Source organism: Elusimicrobiota bacterium, assembly GCA_028718185.1.
GTDB lineage: Bacteria > Elusimicrobiota > UBA8919 > UBA8919 > UBA8919 > JAQUMH01.
In genome coordinates this window covers 644,248-663,108 of sequence record JAQUMH010000001.1, presented here as the reverse complement: position 1 = coordinate 663,108, position 18,861 = coordinate 644,248, and the positions used below count along the sequence as shown (strand labels likewise).

The 18,861-nt window shown below is 34.6% G+C and carries 17 protein-coding genes and 1 riboswitch; all 17 genes read left to right on the top strand.

Going from position 1 to position 18,861, the window contains the following annotated elements:
• Positions 1-205: 205 nt before the first annotated feature.
• The 17 genes from lon to dprA all read left to right on the top strand — a co-directional run bounded on the left by lon (position 206) and on the right by dprA (position 18,851).
• Positions 206-2,542: an endopeptidase La gene (lon, locus tag PHE88_03290; GenBank protein MDD5686843.1), complete on the top strand. Its 2,337-nt coding sequence runs from the start codon at positions 206-208 to the stop codon at positions 2,540-2,542.
• 130 nt (positions 2,543-2,672) lie between these two features.
• The gene (locus PHE88_03285) at positions 2,673-3,752 is read left to right on the top strand and encodes an alanine--glyoxylate aminotransferase family protein (protein ID MDD5686842.1); all 1,080 of its coding nucleotides are present in this window, start codon (positions 2,673-2,675) and stop codon (positions 3,750-3,752) included.
• Positions 3,749-4,489 carry an ABC transporter ATP-binding protein gene (locus PHE88_03280; GenBank protein MDD5686841.1) on the top strand — a complete coding sequence of 247 codons (741 nt, stop codon included), beginning with the start codon at positions 3,749-3,751 and terminating at the stop codon, positions 4,487-4,489. Before PHE88_03285 ends, PHE88_03280 begins: the two co-directional genes overlap by 4 nt.
• A complete protein-coding gene (locus PHE88_03275) occupies positions 4,486-5,241 on the top strand; it encodes an ABC transporter permease subunit (protein MDD5686840.1) in 756 nt (251 codons plus the stop codon). The genes PHE88_03280 and PHE88_03275 overlap by 4 nt, the downstream gene beginning before the upstream one ends.
• Positions 5,242-5,379: 138 nt before the next feature.
• Positions 5,380-5,562 (top strand): hypothetical protein, encoded by a 183-nt coding sequence (locus PHE88_03270; GenBank protein MDD5686839.1) that lies wholly within the window; start codon positions 5,380-5,382, stop codon positions 5,560-5,562.
• A 119-nt stretch (positions 5,563-5,681) separates the two neighbouring features.
• Complete coding sequence (locus PHE88_03265; protein MDD5686838.1) at positions 5,682-6,734, top strand: hypothetical protein; 1,053 nt, start codon at positions 5,682-5,684, stop codon at positions 6,732-6,734.
• Between the two features lie 53 nt (positions 6,735-6,787).
• Positions 6,788-7,402: a MotA/TolQ/ExbB proton channel family protein gene (locus tag PHE88_03260; protein ID MDD5686837.1), complete on the top strand. Its 615-nt coding sequence runs from the start codon at positions 6,788-6,790 to the stop codon at positions 7,400-7,402.
• An 84-nt stretch (positions 7,403-7,486) separates the two neighbouring features.
• On the top strand, positions 7,487-7,903 hold the full coding sequence (locus tag PHE88_03255) for a biopolymer transporter ExbD (protein MDD5686836.1): 417 nt from the start codon (positions 7,487-7,489) through the stop codon (positions 7,901-7,903).
• Positions 7,904-7,941: 38 nt separating this feature from the next.
• Positions 7,942-8,301, top strand: coding sequence for a response regulator (locus PHE88_03250; GenBank protein ID MDD5686835.1), 360 nt, complete (start codon positions 7,942-7,944; stop codon positions 8,299-8,301).
• Positions 8,298-8,969, top strand: coding sequence for a TIGR03936 family radical SAM-associated protein (locus PHE88_03245; GenBank protein MDD5686834.1), 672 nt, complete (start codon positions 8,298-8,300; stop codon positions 8,967-8,969). Before PHE88_03250 ends, PHE88_03245 begins: the two co-directional genes overlap by 4 nt.
• A 115-nt stretch (positions 8,970-9,084) precedes the next feature.
• On the top strand, positions 9,085-10,494 hold the full coding sequence (locus PHE88_03240; GenBank protein MDD5686833.1) for an Rne/Rng family ribonuclease: 1,410 nt from the start codon (positions 9,085-9,087) through the stop codon (positions 10,492-10,494).
• Positions 10,495-10,505: 11 nt separating this feature from the next.
• Positions 10,506-11,075 carry an SEC59/DGK1/VTE5 family protein gene (locus PHE88_03235; GenBank protein MDD5686832.1) on the top strand — a complete coding sequence of 190 codons (570 nt, stop codon included), beginning with the start codon at positions 10,506-10,508 and terminating at the stop codon, positions 11,073-11,075.
• Positions 11,076-11,181: 106 nt separating this feature from the next.
• Positions 11,182-11,324: riboswitch (cyclic di-GMP riboswitch) on the top strand.
• Between the two features lie 257 nt (positions 11,325-11,581).
• On the top strand, positions 11,582-15,430 hold the full coding sequence (locus PHE88_03230) for a BsuPI-related putative proteinase inhibitor (protein ID MDD5686831.1): 3,849 nt from the start codon (positions 11,582-11,584) through the stop codon (positions 15,428-15,430).
• Positions 15,427-16,383, top strand: coding sequence for a PorV/PorQ family protein (locus PHE88_03225; protein ID MDD5686830.1), 957 nt, complete (start codon positions 15,427-15,429; stop codon positions 16,381-16,383). The genes PHE88_03230 and PHE88_03225 overlap by 4 nt, the downstream gene beginning before the upstream one ends.
• A gap of 182 nt (positions 16,384-16,565) precedes the next feature.
• Positions 16,566-16,949 carry a tetratricopeptide repeat protein gene (locus tag PHE88_03220; protein MDD5686829.1) on the top strand — a complete coding sequence of 128 codons (384 nt, stop codon included), beginning with the start codon at positions 16,566-16,568 and terminating at the stop codon, positions 16,947-16,949.
• A gap of 8 nt (positions 16,950-16,957) precedes the next feature.
• Positions 16,958-17,656 (top strand): NlpC/P60 family protein, encoded by a 699-nt coding sequence (locus PHE88_03215; protein ID MDD5686828.1) that lies wholly within the window; start codon positions 16,958-16,960, stop codon positions 17,654-17,656.
• A gap of 79 nt (positions 17,657-17,735) precedes the next feature.
• On the top strand, positions 17,736-18,851 hold the full coding sequence (gene dprA / locus PHE88_03210) for a DNA-processing protein DprA (GenBank protein MDD5686827.1): 1,116 nt from the start codon (positions 17,736-17,738) through the stop codon (positions 18,849-18,851).
• The last annotated feature ends 10 nt before the right edge of the window (positions 18,852-18,861 follow it).

Below are 18,861 nucleotides of genomic sequence, written 5' to 3'. Positions count from 1 at the left end.
GCATCGGAATCTATGGTGCAATCCTAAAGTAGTTGTAGTTGCAGAGCGTTAGCTCTGCTAAATCTATGTATAGGAATTTCAATGTTTAGCAGAGCTAACGCTCTGCGGCTACAATATCAATTGGTTTGTAGCTGCAAAGCAAAGCTTTGCTTAACTTGTGATTTATGTTTTGCTGTTACAAAATAAAAAACAAATAGGAGAAAAAATGGTACATGATAACAAGAACAGTATAATTCCTAAAACGTTGCCGCTTTTACCGGTAAGAGATGTGGTGGTTTTTCCGTATATGGTACTGCCTTTGGTAGTAGGCAGGGAAAAATCGCAGAAAGCGCTTCAGGAAGCAATGGCAGGTAACCATATTATTTTTCTTGCAACACAGAAAAAGATACAAACCGAGGACCCTACATCTGCTGAAATTTACGAGATTGGTGTTGTTGCCGAGGTTCTGCAGCTTCTGAAAATGCCGGATGGGAGCGCTAAAATTTTAGTTGAAGGTCTTGTCAGGGCAAAGTTCAGTAATTTTAATCTTGTCCAGAAAGGTTATATTGAAGTTGATATAGAAAAACTTGAAGTTGTTATTGATAAAACACCAAAGGTAGAGGCGTTAATGAGGCAGACAATAAATCTTTTCGAACAATATATTGGTTTAAATCCCCGTTTGCCATATGAAACAATTTCAGTTTTGAATTCAATTGAAGAGCCCGGTCGCCTTGCTGATATGATAGCGGCGCATCTTATTGTAAAGAATGCACAGAAACAGATAATCCTTGAAACAGTAAATCCCGAGCAACGGTTAGAAAAGATTATTGAGATATTGAACGGGGAGCTGGAGATTCTCAATATAGAGAAAAAAATTCAGTCAAGAGTACGCGGCCAGATTGAAAAATCACAAAAAGAATATTATCTTACCGAGCAGATGAAAGCAATCCAGAAAGAACTCAAACAGAAAGACGATAATGCTAAAGAAGTAGATGAGCTTCGTGGCAAAATAAAAACAGCAAAAATGACAAAAGAGGCTGAAACTGTTGCATTAAAAGAACTTTCTCGCATGGAAAAGATGATGCCTTTTTCACCTGAGGCAACAGTTATAAGAACATATATTGACTGGTTAATTGCTTTGCCGTGGGAAATAAAGACAGAAGACAATCTTAATTTAAAACATGCTGAAGATATTTTAGAAGAAGACCATTACGGACTTGAGAAAATAAAAGAGCGGATTGTCGAGTATCTTGCTGTCTCTAAAATGAGAAAGAAATTAAAAGGTCCGATATTGTGTTTTGTCGGACCGCCCGGAACAGGGAAAACAAGTATTGGTAAGTCAATTGCCCGTGCCCTTGGCAGAAAATTTGTTCGTATATCTTTGGGTGGAGTTCGGGATGAAGCTGAAATAAGAGGGCATCGCCGCACCTACATTGGTGCTTTACCTGGCAGAATTCTACAGTCGCTAAGAAAAGCAAAATCAAAAAATCCGGTTTTTCTTATGGATGAAATTGACAAAATGGGTATGGATTTTCGCGGTGACCCCGCCTCTGCACTTTTAGAGGTTTTAGACCCGGAGCAAAACTCAACTTTTTCAGATCATTATATGGAAGTTGATTTTGACCTGTCTGATGTAATGTTTATAACTACTGCGAACACCCTTTATTCAATCCCGCCGGCGCTTGCCGACAGGATGGAAATACTGCATTTTTCCGGTTATACAAAAGAAGAGAAGGTACATATTGCAAGAAAATTTCTTATTCCGAAACAGTTTAAGGAACATGGTGTTACACCGGAACAGCTGAGTATTACTGATGGAGCGGTAAACTTTATTATAAAAGAATATACGCTTGAAGCAGGGGTTAGAAGTCTTGAACGGGAAATAGCCAATGTAATAAGAAAAGTTATTAAAGAAATTGTTTCAGAAAAGAAAAAAGGAACCGTTGAAGTTACCGAAAAAAATGCGAAAAAGTATCTTGGTATACCAAAATATCACACTGATGAAAAATCGGAAAATCAGGTAGGTGTAGCAACAGGTCTTGCCTGGACAGAGGTCGGAGGTGATACGTTATCAATTGAAGTTTCTATAATGAAGGGTAAAGGTTCACTTACCCTGACCGGAAAGCTTGGCGACGTGATGAAGGAATCGGCACAGGCAGCACTTTCATACATAAGGTCAAATGCAAAAAAGTTTCATTTGAAAGAAGATTTTTTCAAAGATAAGGAGATTCATATACACGTTCCTGAAGGGGCTATTCCAAAAGACGGTCCTTCTGCAGGAATAACCATGGTAACCGCTTTGCTTTCTGCATTGACAAATAAACCGGTTAAAAAAGATATAGCAATGACCGGCGAAGTAACATTACGCGGCAGGGTTTTGTCTATAGGTGGTTTTAAAGAAAAAGTTCTGGCAGCATATAGAAACGGGATAAAAACTGTGATATTCCCTTATGAAAACATGAAGGACATGGAAGAAATACCAAAAGAAGTTCAGGGGAAAATTAAATTTGTTCCTGTTAAAGAAGTAGAAGAAGTTATTGAAAAGACATTAGGGGTGAAGTAAGTAAAATTGAAGAATTAAGATTTAAGAATCAAGATTGAAGATTTAAGATTAGTATTTAGAAAAACGGACAACCTAATCTTACTTCTTGCATCTTGCGTCTTGATTCTTGTTAATAAAGGGGGTTTGTAAAATGTTTAAGAAGCAATATCTGATGATTCCCGGACCGACAATGGTGCCGGAACGGATTTTACGGGCAATGGTTCGCGAGATGATAAATCACCGTGGTTCCGAATTTGTGAAAATTCTGGGTAATGTTACTGCCGGTGCAAAAAAATGTTTTAAGACAAACAACGATTTACTTATAATTCCGTCATCAGGAACAGGCGGAATGGAAGCAGCGATTGTTAACATACTTTCCGAAGGCGATGATGTGCTTGTTCTAAATATCGGTGCGTTCGGTTCCCGGTTTGTTAAAATATTGAAAGCATTTCGTGCTAATGTCGACGAGTTAAAATTTGAAAGAGGTAAAGCTGCTGATATTGAAACCGTTGAAAATAAGTTGAAATCAAAAAAATATAAGGCAGTATTTTTCCAGCAGAACGAAACATCTACCGGTGTGTTGAACGATGTAAAAGCTTTAGCTAAAGTTATTAAAAAATACGATGCCTTGGTTATTGTTGATGCCGTCTCAGGTCTTATTACTGCAGATTTAAGGACAGATGAGTGGGGATTGGACGTTGTTGTAGCAGCTTCCCAAAAGGCATTTATGTTACCGCCCGGACTTTCATTCGTTTCGTTTTCTAAGAAAGCGTGGGAATACTATTCAAAGGCAAAAATGCCGAAATTTTACTGGGATTTTAAATCAATGAAAGATTTTGCGGATAAAGGACAAAACCCGTTTACTCCGCCTGTATCACTTTATTACGGACTAGAAGAAGCATTAAATATGATTGAAGAAGAGGGGCTTGAGAATGTATTTGAGAGGCATAAGCAATTACGGGATTTTGCACGTGAAGGTTTGAAAAAATTGGGATTAAAATTACTCGCTTCCGATGACGTTGCATCGTGTGCCGTTACATCTGTTTTCCCTCCTGAAGGTGTTGCTGCTGATGATTTAAGAAAAAAAGTCAAAGAAAAATATGGTGTTGTTCTGGCAGGCGGGCAGGAAGAGCTTAAAGGAAAAATATTTAGAATAGGGCATCTTGGTTATTGTTGTGAGATGGATGTAAAGGTTGCCTTGAATTCAATAAAAGAAGAAATAGGAAAATGAGTGCAATAGAGATAAGAAATCTTACTAAAATTTACAAAAAAAAGCGGCTTATTAATGCTAAGAAATTTCTTGCAGTTGATAATTTAAGTCTTGAAATTGCAGAGGGAGAGATTTTTGGTTTTTTGGGACCCAATGGCAGCGGTAAAACAACTACGATAAAACTTCTCCTGGGGCTTCTTTTTCCTACAGAAGGCAATTGTTTTATATTCGGCGAAAAAATCCCGTCACTATTAGCTTCATCAAAAATAGGTTATCTTCCCGAAATCCCGTATCTTTATAAATACCTGACTCCCAGGGAAATTTTACGGCTTTACGGAGCGATATCGCATATTCCGGGAAATGTTTTAAATAATCGTATTGATGAAACTATTGATATTGTTAAACTTAAAACAGTAAGAGATGTTCGTCTTGGTGAATTTTCAAAAGGAATGCTTCAGAGAGTCGGCGTTGCACAAGCTTTGCTTCATAAACCTGAGCTTCTTATACTGGACGAACCGTTTACCGGTCTTGACCCGATCGGGTTAAAAGATATGCGTGATGTTATTTTAAAACTTAAAGGTGAAGGTAAAACAGTATTTTTTTCATCGCATATAATTTCAGAAGCTGAGAAAATATGTAATCGTGTTGCCATTATTTACAAGGGGAAACTTTTAAGAGTTGTAAAAATGAACGAAATACAACCGGGTTCTTTAGAAGACATTTTTATTTCAGAAGTAAGCAAAGCAGAATTACAATGAATGATATAATTCCTATTATCCGGTATACGGTGAAAGAAAACATAAGACATAAGATTTTTTATGTTTTAGTGTTATTTACGTTTGCTATTATTGGTGCTAATATACTTTTTGGAGTGCTTGCCGGTGACGAGCAGGTAAGGCTTCTTCTGGATTTAGGGCTTGGCGCTATTGAGATATTCGGACTCCTGGTTGCCATATTCGTTGCTGTATCACTGATACTTGAGGAAGTTGAATCAAAAACCATTTACCTTTTATTGTCCAGGCCGTTAAAACGTTTCAAATATATTTTAGGCAGATATTTTGGTATGATTTTAACAGTTATTGTGGGTCTTTGTATTATGGTTGTGTTGCATCTGGGATTCCTGCTTGCAATCGGCTGGGAAGTTGATAAAGTTTATTTTATTTCTATAGTTGGAATAATATTGAAAATAATATTAATTTCTACAGTTGCGCTTTTCTTTTCACTGTTTTCTACTTCTGCCGTGGCATCAATAGTTTTTACCATTTTTTTCTGGATACTGGGGCATTTTGGTGTGGAACTTAAATTTTTAGCTTCTAAAATTAGCAATATTTTTATAAAAGTAATAGTAAAGTTTTTCTTTTACATTATTCCTAATTTCCAGTATTTAAATTTTAGGGACAGGATAGATGTCGGCAGTATGAATTTGGTAGTTCCTGTTATTTATACTGTTGTTTATTCAACAGTATGTATAATTTTATGTTCAATTCTTTTTTCAAAAAAAGAATTTTAAAGAATCACGAATAAAAGAATACGAATGGCAAAAATTCACTAATTGATACGAATAACGGCATTGAAATTTATTCGTGAACATTTGTGATAAAATTTGTGATATGTTATTCGTGAATAAGTAAAAAGGAGGTGAAAAAAAATGGCTGAGACTCTTGTTGTTGTATCAAAGATAAAGAAGATGGGTAAAGAAGCAGGCTTGAGAACTGGCAAGGATTACATTGAAGCATTGTCAGCGAAGGTAGAAGGCATCATAAAAGCATCGCTTGAAAAAGTAAAAGCAGAAGGCAAAAAGAAAACAGTAGGCGCAGAAGATTTAATATAGAAAGAAAAGTTTATAGAGTTCGTAGAGTTTATAGAGTTCGTGGGGTTTGTAGAGTCGTAGACCTTATAATCCTATAACCCTATAACTCTACAACCCTATAACCCTAAAACTATTTTTTTATGATTTGTACACTTTTATTTCCGTTTGATATGGGTTTAGATTTGGATTTTAAGAAAGAAGGGACGAATTCTTTCTATAAGACTTTGCATTCTGAAAAAATCTCTTCTTTAAATTTTTTTGATGATCGTTATGAAGAAATTGATGTGGAATCCCGTATTTACAGGTTTGGCTGCGGGTTAATTGCTATATCTTTTAAAATTGATAAGAATATACAGGCGTGTACTCAAATAGCAAATTTATCTTCCCAAATAAAAATAAATGATACTGATATTACCACCTACTGTAGGAAAATTGCAGATGATATTATAATGAAAGCGCAGCAATTTGCGACACATAAATATGACAGTAAATTTAAGGATGTGGAAATATTTCCGATTTTTACAATGGATAAGCTTTCTGTGTCAGCAGATTCTTTTATTACAAAAAACTTAAAGACACTTTATGGAATAGTATCCTCGGAAACCAATTATGAAAAACTATCGGAATTTGTAATAAGGCAGGAGCCGCTTGCAAATTATGGTTATTATGAAGATGAAATAATATTAATTAAAAGATTCGGAGCATTTATATCATCACAGGAGTCCGATACTATTAAAGATATAATAAAATTGGTTTTAGTGCAATGGTGGGTTTTGAAGTCATACGATTATATTTTAGAGACAGAATTGGATGAGGCGCAAAAACATCTTACTGATATTCCATCCGGATGGAAAATATTAAAGACATTCACCCAATATAACCATTTTAGCAAAGATTCCCTTGATTTTAACAGGGATAAGCTTGAAATCGTATCAAGTATTCACACAAGTTTTCCTGAAATCGAAAATGACTGGCACTTGAAGACGCTTTATACCAATATTAATAAAATATTTAACACAGATGAACTATATAAGTGGGTTGAAATAAAAATTACAAGAATAGAAGATTCATATGACAACGCCAGGGATTTTTTATCAACAAACTTTTTTATATTGTTAGATGTAATATTTTTCTTATCGCTTGCGTGGAGTATTTTCGACACCATACTTTTATGGAAAATATCAGCAAAATAAAAGTGCAGAATTAATATTTTTGTTTTGTAATAAACAAAAAACAGGAGGTTGTAATGTTCGAATCATTGGATTTTTTTCAACTTGTAACTAAGGGTGGATATACAATTGTTGTATTAATCTTGTGCTCGATAGTTTCTGTTGCAATTGTAATTGATAAATTTATAGCTATTTCCAGAATAAAATCATTATCTCAGAAAGAGATGGATAATATTAAAGCTGCAGTTGAAAGCGGGGATATAAATACAGCAAAGGAAATTTCCCAGAAAAATAAAACGTTGTTGGGTGAAGTATTAATTGAAGGTTTAAAAAATAAAAATGGTATTGCTATTAAAGAAGCAGTATTAAGAAAAATATCCCAAAAGACATTATCTCTTGAAAAATACCTTTCAGCTGTCGGAACAATAGGTGCAATTACGCCCTTTATAGGGCTTTTGGGAACTGTTATTGGAATTATGCGGGCATTTCACGATTTAGGTAAATATGGTGTTGGAAATCCGTCAATTGTTTCAGCAGGAATTGCCGAAGCGCTTGTTGCAACAGCGGCAGGGCTTTTGGTTGCGATACCTTCCGTTTTACTATATAATTATTTTTCAAAAAGCATAAATCATATTATGGTTGAAATTGAAAATTACGCGCTGGAAATTTTAAGCCCAATAATATACAAGTAAAAGCGTCATAGAGTCGTAGGGTCGTAGAGTCTTTGAATTGTGCGATAGTGGGATAGTTGGATAGTAGGGGCGTAGGAGCATAAAATGGGAATGTCAAGCAATAATTCAAAAAAGATAATGTCGGAAATAAATATTACACCGTTTACTGATGTAGTGCTTGTATTGTTGATAATATTTATGGTTACTACACCTTTAATAATGCAGGCAGGGATTTCTGTTAAGCTTCCTAAAACACAAACTATACAAGATGTTTCTAGTGCGGGGCTTACAATAGTACTTACAAAAGATGATAAGATTTATCTTAACGACATTGAAGTGAGTAAAAATAATCTTGAGAATGCACTTAAAAACAGATTGCTTAATGATCCAAATCTTCTTGTCATAATGAAAGCAGATACAATGGCATATCATGGAAATGTTGTTGAAATTTTAGATATGGCTAAGACAATAGGCGTAAAACGGCTTGCCATAGCAACGGAAGCCAAACCTATAACAAAATAATTTTTTTAATATATAATTCATGACAAAGGGAGGGATAAGTGAAGATTCTTGTTGTTGATGATGATCCGGAAGTAAGAGAACTGTTAAAAGTTTTCCTGGAAACTGAGGGTTATACTGTTTCTTTGCATGAAAAAGGCGGGACAGTAATTAGCACAATCCTTAAGGAAACATTTTCACTTGTTCTTTTGGATGTTAATTTACCTGATATAGATGGAATTGAATTGCTGAAGAAAATACATAAAGTTGACAGCGAACTGCCGGTTATGATGATAACTGCGTTCAAAGATGCTGAAAAAGTTATAGCTGCTTTCAGGGAAGGGGCAGTTGACTGTATATTAAAACCGCTTAATTTTGAATATCTTAAGTCAAATATTGTCAGCAGGGCAAGGACTGTTTGAAAACAATAATTAAAATAAGAGTTAAATATGCTAAACAGGACCCATTAAGATTCCTTTCTCATCTTGAAGTTGTGTCTGCAATAAGACAGGGTGTTAGACGGGCAAATTTGCCCGTTTGTTTTTCTGAGGGATTTAGCCCGCAGTTAAAAATTGCATTCGGTCCCCCGCTTTCTGTCGGTTACACTTCTACATGTGAAATTTTTGATATGGAGATGGTTAGCAGGGTAATTCCTGAAGAAGTCAAGAAATCTCTTTTATTGAGCATGCCTTCTTCTCTTGGAATTTTAGCTGTTACGTCTGTTCCCGTTGCAGCAAAGTCTATGGAGTTATCAATGAATGTAGCTAAATATTCTGTTAAATGGTTAACTACATCTGAAAATATGATACCGGTAAGAATAAAAGATTTTTTTGAGTTGAAGGAACTTTTAGTAGAACGGCTGACAGATAAAAATAAAAGAGAAATTGATGTCAGACCGCTTGTAATTGATATAAAAAATATTGACGGTAAAATAGAAATGTTGGTCAGGTTTGGACCAAGGAAGACTGTTAAACCGGATATGATTATTCAAAAGATATTTAATTTAAATGATAGTGAAAGGTCAGCTTTGATTATAAACAGAGACGAGCTTTTTTATGAAACAGAAGATGGAAGACTGATAAAACAGTAAATAGACCGTTGAGAAAATACTCAACGGTTTTGATTACACAGATACTGCCGTTGGGTTTTAATCGGTGTAATCAGAGATTGTTGTTTTTTTTTAACAATCTCAGTGAGGTAATATAATGAAAGAAATTTTGGCAAATTGTACCGAAGATGAAATAAGAGTTGCAATAGTAGAGGATGGACATCTTACAGATTTGTTTATTGAGCGATTAGGTGAGGAAAATCTTGTTGGCAATATTTACAGGAGTAAAGTTGTATCGGTGCTTGACGGCATCCAGGCATCTTTTGTTAATATAGGTGTTTCAAAAAATGGATATCTTCCATTTTCAGAATTGACGATTAGTAAATCAGAACTGCCAAAAGTAAAAAATATACTCGTTCAGGTTACTAAAGGCGCGCTTGGTACTAAAGGTTGTAAACTAACCCAGCAGATTTCTCTTCCCGGTCATTATCTGGTCTATATGCCCAGTTCTTTCAATGTGGGTATCTCAAAAAACATTAGTGATGATAAAGAAAGGTTCCGTCTCAAGTCAATAATAGAAGAAATAAAACCGGCGACCGGCGGTTTAATCGTAAGAAGCGAAGGCGTGGGCAAAGAAAAAGATGTTTTTAAGCGCGAGATAAAATACCTGGTAAGATTGTGGGAAACAATTAACAGGAAATATGAATCAGCACCCGGTATTTCGCTTTTACATAGAGATTTAGGATTAGTTTTCAAAACAGTGAGAGATTATCTTAATGATGAAGTTAGCGCATTTTTCATTGACTCGAAGGATGAATATGAAGATACTCTTAATTTTGTCGAGATGGTATCTCCAAGATTTAAGGATAAAATTCACTTATATAAAGGTAAGACACCGATTTTTGATATGAATAATGTTGAACAGCAGATTAAAAATATTCAGAAACAAAAAATTAAGCTTCCGTCCGGCGGGTATATAATAATACAGGAAGCTGAAACATTGTGCGCCATTGATGTTAATAGCGGTAAGTTTACCAAAGCAGGTTCTATACATGAGATAGTTTTAAAGACAAATATTGAGGCCATTTATGAGATTGCCGCCCAATTGCGTTTAAGAAATATTGGCGGGATAATTGTTCTTGATTTAATTGATATGAAACATTCAAGTGACAGGAAAAAAGTATTCAGACTTTTAACCGAACTTGTGAAAAAAGACAAGGCAAAAACGGAAGTTTTACCTGTTACAAAATTAGGGCTTATTGAAATGACAAGGCAGAGAAAAATGGAAAGTATTGTTAATTTTTTATCTGAGACTTGCCCTTATTGTGAGGGCAGCGGTAAGGTTTTGTCAAGAGAAACAATGGCTATAAAGATAAAAAAGGAAATAATAAAACTTGTTACTCGCGGCGGAGAACAGCCAGTTCGCCTTATAGTACATCCGGATATTGCAGAAATATTCGATGAAGAGTATGTAAAAAAGATTGAGGATAAAATAGGCAGAAAAATGAATGTTGAGGGAAATTCGCAAATACACAGAGAAGATTATAAGATAATATTAGGAAATTGATTGGTTTTATTATGAGTCCCGAATTTAAAAGAAAATTATCGCATTGGTGTATATTGTTGGTACCGATTTTTTATATTTTTTTATTTTCAAGATATAAAGTGCTTATAATTCTGGGTATTTTAATAATACTTGTAGTAATTTTTGAGTTAATGCGGCAAAAAAATGAAAAACTTAACCAAAAATATCTAGAAATGTTTGGAGATATTTGTAGAGCAGAAGAGATAAATAACACATCTACCCTTGTTTATTCGCTTTCCGGTATTTTTTTTACAATATATTTTTTTGAAAAGAAATATGCACTCCTCGCCATTTTTTTTCTTACTTTTGGCGACGGTTTTGCTGCCCTGGTAGGTGAAAGATGCGGCCGTCATAAGATTTGCAGGAAGAAAAGTTGGGAAGGATCAGCTGCTAATTTATTAGCCTGCCTGGTTACCGGATTTTTATTTAAATATTTTAGTCAAATAACTTTTTTGCAAATAATATTAGGTTCAGTTGCCGCGACAATTATTGAAATCCTGCCAGTCAAAGACAATTTACTTATTCCCGTTGTTTCCGCTTTTGTAATGACCCTTTTAAGATAAAAATGTGTAAATTATCAGCTGAATTATTAGTCCAAAATACCGACGATAACGTCAAAAAAGTACTTGACAAATGCCTAAAAATACTTTATAATTATGGTGAAGGAAGTAACGAAAAAGGCAAATGCCGGTGTTACAATCGGCAGGCGCAAAGCTACGGAACCTTTAAGGTTTGTCTGGCTGCCGTTTTATCGTGTTTAACTGTAATTAAACAGTCAAATCCAGATTTTTAAGGTCTGCCGAGTTGCCGAGCTAATTGTCATATTTTATTTGCAAATTTTGCATTTGCATGTGACAATTATAAGGTAATTCGGTTTTTTATTTATTGACTGTTAAGTCGAAAAAGGCAAACTCTCAGAGATAGTTCTAATGTTCGTAAGTTCTTGAGTGCTTAAGAATCTAAAGAGCATGAGAACGTGAGAACATTAGAACATAAGAACGGTTTCTCCTGGGGGGGCGCAAAGTTACAGAATCTAAGAGGCGGTCCTTATAAAAGGGACTGAATCAAGATGGCTGAACTACCGAACTATAATAAACAGGCAAAGACCGGTTTGAACCAATATCCTATTGCTATAAAACTTAATGGCAATAGAGTGTCGGTTTTAGATTGGTTTTTACGTTTAATAAATATAAAAAGTGAAAGTGACCTGGATCCGGAAGAATATAAAGAAACATTCTTAAAATTTGTTTTCCTGTGTTTTTTAATTTTTGGATTTAGTACGCAAAAAATTTATGCTGTTTCTACAATTCTTAGTCCTTATAAATCTGCCTATAGTATCCAATACATACCGATAAACGGGACAGCCTCTTATGATACAAAAAAAGTGGAAATTGCAATTGAGCAGGTCGATTCAAAAACATACTGGGATGGAAAATGCTGGGTCGGGGAAAATCCTATCTGGCTTGTATGTCAGGGAACATCTTCATGGACATATAAATTTTCAACCTACTTTTCAGAAAACCTCACCTATAATATAAAATCACGTGCAACTGATAATTCGGGCAATATTGAAACACCCGATAATGGTATAACCTATATAATAGATTTGCGCCCGCCATATTCAGGTATTTCATTTCCGGGAAACAAACAAGTTTATTCAGATATACCAAAGATTTATGGTCAGTCAAACGATTCTGCGTCCGGTGTTGCTTTTACAAGAGTTTGCCTTAAAGATATAACAGATAATACATACTGGGATGGACAAGGTTGGAATACCAGCGAGATTTGGGTTAGAACCGAAGATGCAAATTCATTTTCTATGCTGGTTTCTATATGGAAAGTGGCTCATTTCTATAATGTAGTTTCTCAGGCAGTTGATTTTGCAGGTATTGAAGGCGAAGTAGGTTCCGGCATAACATTTTCTGTTATTTCAGCAATTGAATTTTCAGCCAAAACATTAAAAACAACATATCTATATGGCGAGCCGGTAGATGTTGAAATTGTACTTGAAAACACTTCAGCTTCAACCCAAGTTTTAGATTTCCCTTCAACAAAAATATTTGATTTTACAATTGACAATCTATATCGTTATTCTGACGATAAAACATTTATTTTATCAGAAACACCGCGTACTTTAAAGCCGGGTAAAACAACTTACACGGAAAAAATTAATAAAACATTTTCCATAGGGCATTATGTTATAACAGCTCAGGTAGAGAAACTTAATTTAGTATCAAAATATGCTTTTAATGTTGTCTCGGATATAATTGCCCCTTCTATAATACTTCAACCCGTTGCGGATGGTCAGTTTAGATACTTTTCCATACCTGTTGTTGCTGATATTAATGATAATTCTAAAATTTCTTCTGTTGTTCTTCATAGTGGCATAAATTCCTGGCAGATGATAAATATTAACGGTGATTTGTGGTCAGGAGTTATTCCCGCAGAATATAACAATTCATCTTCTTTAACGTATTACGTAGAAGCAATTGATTCATCCGGCAATAGAACTACAACAGACATTAAGACAATATCAATAAAGGAAATTCCATTACCTGAATTAGACAATATTTCTGTAAATGCAGTACAGAACAATAATTATTTAATAGGTATTACTAATTTTGCCGGTTTAGATAAAGTATTTTACAGAGTTTACTACGATAGGGGAACTGGCGCAATCGACTATTCGTCTCCGATCGGTATTATTGATTCTGAAAATAAAAATATTACGACTCCGGAACTCAATTCGGTAGGTGAATATAAATTTGCAATTGTTCCGATTACAAGTGAAATTGAAAACAGCGATGTTAACATTAAAGATATTCCTGCTTCACGGATTCTGATAAAAACATCAGGACCTTTATTGTCTGGAGAAGAGGAATCTGCACTATTTGAAGAAGAAAAAATAAGTCATTTAAAAAGATATTTAACCATATTAAAAATACCGCCAGAAATTGCGGTTTCAAATTTAGACATTTCTATTTCACAACCCGATGCTGCAACAACAGGAAAAATTCTTTTGGAAAAACCGGCAAATATGATATGCGTTTCTGAACCAAGAACAATTATTTCAGAGGAGCCTATAAGTAGTGGAGTAACTAAAACAATCAGTGATACAATAATATCACAAAAACTTCCTATTGTGATACAATATGCAGATTTAGACAACGATGGTTATCTTGACGGTACAAGTATAAAAGAGACGACACTTGTTATACTGAGATATGACGAAGTTGAACATAAATGGATTGGAGGTTTTGAAACAGTTACAAATATATCACAAAATTATTGCAGTACTTTCGTTGACAGGACAGGAACATATGCAATTTTTTCAGTAATTAATATTTATCCTGAAGAGGTGAGAAATCTAAAAGGATATCCCACGGTAGAATGCAAAGCGAAAATAGAATGGGAACCCTCATTAGCATCTATGACGGATCTGTACAATATTTACTATAAAAATGAGGGTTACTACGAGAAGTCGTATTATGCAAAATATCATATTTACTGGGATAAGGGACATGGAACTATTGATTATTCTAACCCTGTTGCAGAACTAACAGAGCCGGATGCATCATCATGGATTTCGCAATCGCTGGATGAAGGACTTTATAAGTTTGCAGTAAGGGTAGTTGATATTGAAGGTACTGAAGAACAAAATATAAATTATGTCACTGTAAATATCAATAAAAAAAGTGAAGCAAGTGCAAGCATAAGAATACCGAAAGATGGTAAGCGTTTAAAAGGTAATGCGGTTACTGTTATTGCTGACGCCACAGCTAATACAACAGGCGTTTTATTCCAGTATAAAGATAGCGGTGAGGAATGGACAAAAATAGACATGATTGATAAAAAGCCGCCTTTTGCCGTATATTGGAATCTTTCCGGATTAAAAAATGGTGAATACAGGCTTCGTACAATTGCATATGACCTTTTAAATTTGCCGGAAGAAAATCCGGTTGAAATTACTGTTTACGTGGATGATTCCAATTGGGATATTTCAGAAGACGGAAATCCATCGGTAAATCCAAATGATCAGCATATAAAACAAGAAAAAATCACTACACCTACTGAACCTGTTACTCCTGTTGTTCCTACTGAGCCTGTTACGTCTGTTACGACCGCTGAACCTGCTGAGACAGAAGTAATTATAGCTGATGGCACCAGTGCAATTGTTCCGGTAGGGGTAGTTGAAGACGGAAGTATATTGGAAATAAAGGAATTAGCAACCACTGAAGTTCCGGTTCCCGCAGTGAATAGTTCAATAGAACCGGTTGGTGTTTTCAGGGAATTTAGTTTTACGGATGGGCAATCGCAGTTTGATGAAGAAATAACAATCTCATTACCGTTTCCCGATGATGACAATAATGGTGTTGTTGACGGAACAGATGTAAAAACAGAAGATCTTACTATTTGTTATTTGGATGAAAAAGCGAAAGAATGGAAAAATGTAGATAACCGTTCAGGTCTTGGCGACGGGACTAATCCGGGGCAAGGTGACGGCAGGGATAATTCAAAAAACGGCGGAACAAACAACCCGAATAATTCAGATAATAAAAATAATAAAAAAGTTTTACTATCATCAAAATTATCCAAGACTATTTCGGCAAAAGTGAACCACTTTACGAAATTTGGTGTTTTTGCAAAAGTTACAAAATTAAATTTAAACAGCGTTGTTGTTTATCCTAATCCGTATAGACCGTCTAGGGGGCACACACATGTTACATTTGATGGGCTTACGGAAAATGTAAATATTAGAATCTATACTGTTGCCGGGCGTCTTGCCGAAGAATTTGAAGCAGTAACAGACGGAACTTACAATTGGTGTCCATCCGTTGCTTCGGGTGTTTATATCTATTATATTGAAGATAAAAACGGCAGAGGCAAAACAAAAGGCAAATTGGCGGTAATAAGATGAAAAATATAAATTATCATATACCGGGATGTTTATATATCAACAGGTTATTAACTATCTTGCTTCTTGCTTCTTGCTTCTTGCTTGTGGATAGCGGTCTTTCTGCTGCAGGTAAAACTTCCTCAGAATTTCTTCTGATACCAAAAGGAGCGAGAGCATCGGCAATGGCAGGAGCTTTTACATCGGTATCGGATGATTCAACAGCAGTTTTTTATAATATTGCAGGTTTGGGATTTACGAATGAAACGAAAGTATCATTATCGCATAGCGAGTGGCTTGAAGATATGAAATTTGAGAATGTGTCTTGTATTATGCCGTTAAGAAACAGATTTTCACTTGGATTTGGTATCGAATATCTTGGCATAAGCGGGATTAAAGGAATGGAAACTCAAACTTCACAAATAGAGGAGTTCAGTTCTCATGATTTATCTTCAGTTATAGGTATTTCATATTTGTTAAATAAAAACATTTCATTTGGGTTAAGTTCTAAGTATATTGAAAGCAAAATTGATGATAAAAAATCTGTTGCTCTGGCAATTGATATAGGTACTATATATGAAAAGAAAATAAATTCATACAAAATATTTACTGCCGGATTAAATATTCAGAATATAGAATTAAAAAGGCATAAATATATTGATGTCAAAGAGAACCTTCCTACTAAATTCGTTGCCGGGATTTCATACCGCCCGCTCGGCAAAATCCTGTTAATGTCATCAGATTTTGTATTAATGAGGGACTCTAAACCCTATGCTGATATCGGTACTGAAATACTAATTTATGATATCCTAAATTTAAGGGGTGGTTATAAGTTTGATTCGTCTTTTGAGACATCTTCAAGGATTACGCTTGGGATTGGAATAGTTTTTGATTTAATAACAGTTGATTATGCATATCTGCCGTTTGATCCGCTTAGCGACACTCACATATTTTCCATTAACTATAAGTTCAAATGATTAAGAATATCTACTTCTAACTGGCATCTCAATAATATCATTTTTTCTTTACCACAATTAAAAAACTATTGACAAAACACTAAAAATACTTTATAATTATAACACTGTCTAAAATTATGTAGAATGAGAAGATGAGGCAGTTAAAAAATAGAAGTAAATAAATTAGTTTGGAATTGTAAAGAATGAGAAAGTTCGTACTTTTTGTTCTTATAGTTATAGGAATTATTTACTGGGCGACCGATTTTGTTAAAACCGGAAAATTACAAAAATTTATTGATGATAACTCCGGTGAAAATTGGGCGCCTACGGCTCAGTTTTATTTAGGGAATATTTACCAAACGGCATCTAAATATGAAAAAGCAGAATTTTGTTTTAACCATTTGGTGGAAAAATATCCTAAATCTAAATATAAAGTTGACTCGTTATATTTAATAGGTATAATTTACGAAGATACTAAAAGATTTGGACAGGCAAGAGATATGTACAAAAAGATATTGGAGGAATATCCGGACTATCCTGATATATATAGAGTAAAGACAAAATATGAAATGCTGTTAAATTATTAAATTCAATTATGAAAAAGACTTTCTTGTTTATTATTTCTTACTTCTTATTTTTTAATTTTCTTTACTCTGAATATTATATTCAAGCGGGGGTTTTTAGAGATAAGGAGTCTGCAAAGAATTTATTGGTTTATCTTGCAAGTCATAACTACAGCGCAACGCTTAATTTCAATAATAATTACAAAGTAATAGTCGGTCCATATAAGGAAAAAGAAAAAGCAGAATTTGCCGTTTCAAAGTTGCTTTCAGAAGAGAATATATCTGCAAACTTAGTAGATGAGTTTAATGAAAATAAAACCGTTCTTGCTGAAGAAGATGTGGATATTTCAGAAGAAGTAGTTGCTGAATTAGTTAACTTTGCGTTTGATTTTTTGGGTGTTAGATATAAATATGGCGGTATGGATCCCGAAAAAGGTATTGACTGTTCCTATTTTGTACAGACGATTTATGAATCATTAGGTACTATTTTACCAAGAACTTCCCGTTTACAATTCAAAATCGGTAAAAAAATAAAGTTAGATGAGTTGATGCCGGGAGATCTTGTGTTTTTTAAAAAGAATACATACGGGTCAAGAATCAGTCATGTCGGACTATATATTGGTAATGATGAGTTTATACATGCCTCTTACGGTGCACAAAAGGTTACTATTAGTTCTCTTAATGAAATGTACTTCAAGAGTAGATTTATGGGTGCCCGCCGGCCTTTATAAAGATTAAAATTATTAATAAAAATAATTGTTTGAATAGAGAAACTTGACTTTTTTTCCATTTGTTATATAATGACCTGCTATGCCTACCGAGTTAGAATCTTGGCTTATATTGAATCAAATTTCAGTTATTGGTCCTGTTAAATTTAAGAAACTTTTAGATTACTTTGGTAATATCGAAAAGGTTCTATTGTCGTCTGTAAGTGATTTATTGCAGGTTGAAGATATTAATGAAAAAACTGCAAATGTAATTGTTGCTGAGCGAAAAAAAATAGATGTTCGGAAAGAAATTGAAGAAGCGGCCTTTAATAATGTAAATATTATTACATCAGGTATGGATGAGTATCCGCAGGTATTAAAGACGATTTACGATTATCCTCCTGTTCTTTATGTTAAAGGTCAAGTAAAGGAATGCGATGTCGTTTCAGTTGCTGTTGTGGGAACCAGAAAAATTACAACTTACGGGAAGTCTGTTTGTGAATATCTTGCGCGGGAACTTGTTAATGCAGGAATTACAGTGATAAGCGGTCTGGCAAGGGGAATTGATACTGTAGCACATACGATAGCAGTTGAAGAAAAAGGAAGAACAATCGCTGTTTTGGGGAATGGTTTATCGAATTGTTATCCGCCGGAAAATAGAAAACTTGAAGACCGTATTGCTGAAAATGGTGCTGTGATTTCTGAATTTAGTATGCATACTAAACCTGACAGGCAAAATTTTCCCCGTAGAAACCGTTTAATAAGCGGTCTTTCTTTAGGTGTTATAGTTGTTGAAGCGGATGAAAAAAGCGGTGCTTTAATAACAGCAAAATATGCTATTGAACAAGGTAGGGAGGTTTTTGCTGTACCCGGGAGTATTTTTTCGAAATATTCAAAAGGTACCCATCAACTGATAAAACAAGGGGCGAAACTTGTTGAAACGATTGATGATATTATAAGCGAAATCAACATCTTGAAAAATTTTGTTGAAAGGACTAATAAAAATTTAAAGTTGGTAAAGCAAAATAAAAATTTAAGTGAAGATGCTAAGTTGGTTTTTGAATCGATAAGTTTTGAACCGGTTTATATCGATTTAATAGCCGAGAATACAAAAATACCGTTTGAAAAACTTTCTTCGGTTCTTTTAGAGCTTATTATAGGCGGATTTATTTCTGAGTTACCCGGAAAAATGTACATAAGGAAGAAATATGATAATTAGGGCGGAGCGA

Excerpts from the sequence above, each read along its gene's own strand:
- PHE88_03275 (MDD5686840.1), top strand. The coding sequence starts at position 4,486 with ATGAATGATATAATTCCTATTATCCGGTATACGGTGAAAGAAAACATA.
- PHE88_03255 (MDD5686836.1), top strand. The coding sequence starts at position 7,487 with ATGGGAATGTCAAGCAATAATTCAAAAAAGATAATGTCGGAAATAAAT.
- PHE88_03270 (MDD5686839.1), top strand. The coding sequence starts at position 5,380 with ATGGCTGAGACTCTTGTTGTTGTATCAAAGATAAAGAAGATGGGTAAA.
- lon (MDD5686843.1), top strand. The coding sequence starts at position 206 with ATGGTACATGATAACAAGAACAGTATAATTCCTAAAACGTTGCCGCTT.
- PHE88_03230 (MDD5686831.1), top strand. The coding sequence starts at position 11,582 with ATGGCTGAACTACCGAACTATAATAAACAGGCAAAGACCGGTTTGAAC.
- PHE88_03265 (MDD5686838.1), top strand. The coding sequence starts at position 5,682 with ATGATTTGTACACTTTTATTTCCGTTTGATATGGGTTTAGATTTGGAT.
- PHE88_03260 (MDD5686837.1), top strand. The coding sequence starts at position 6,788 with ATGTTCGAATCATTGGATTTTTTTCAACTTGTAACTAAGGGTGGATAT.
- PHE88_03235 (MDD5686832.1), top strand. The coding sequence starts at position 10,506 with ATGAGTCCCGAATTTAAAAGAAAATTATCGCATTGGTGTATATTGTTG.
- PHE88_03220 (MDD5686829.1), top strand. The coding sequence starts at position 16,566 with ATGAGAAAGTTCGTACTTTTTGTTCTTATAGTTATAGGAATTATTTAC.
- PHE88_03240 (MDD5686833.1), top strand. The coding sequence starts at position 9,085 with ATGAAAGAAATTTTGGCAAATTGTACCGAAGATGAAATAAGAGTTGCA.
- dprA (MDD5686827.1), top strand. The coding sequence starts at position 17,736 with ATGCCTACCGAGTTAGAATCTTGGCTTATATTGAATCAAATTTCAGTT.
- PHE88_03280 (MDD5686841.1), top strand. The coding sequence starts at position 3,749 with ATGAGTGCAATAGAGATAAGAAATCTTACTAAAATTTACAAAAAAAAG.
- PHE88_03215 (MDD5686828.1), top strand. The coding sequence starts at position 16,958 with ATGAAAAAGACTTTCTTGTTTATTATTTCTTACTTCTTATTTTTTAAT.
- PHE88_03285 (MDD5686842.1), top strand. The coding sequence starts at position 2,673 with ATGTTTAAGAAGCAATATCTGATGATTCCCGGACCGACAATGGTGCCG.
- PHE88_03225 (MDD5686830.1), top strand. The coding sequence starts at position 15,427 with ATGAAAAATATAAATTATCATATACCGGGATGTTTATATATCAACAGG.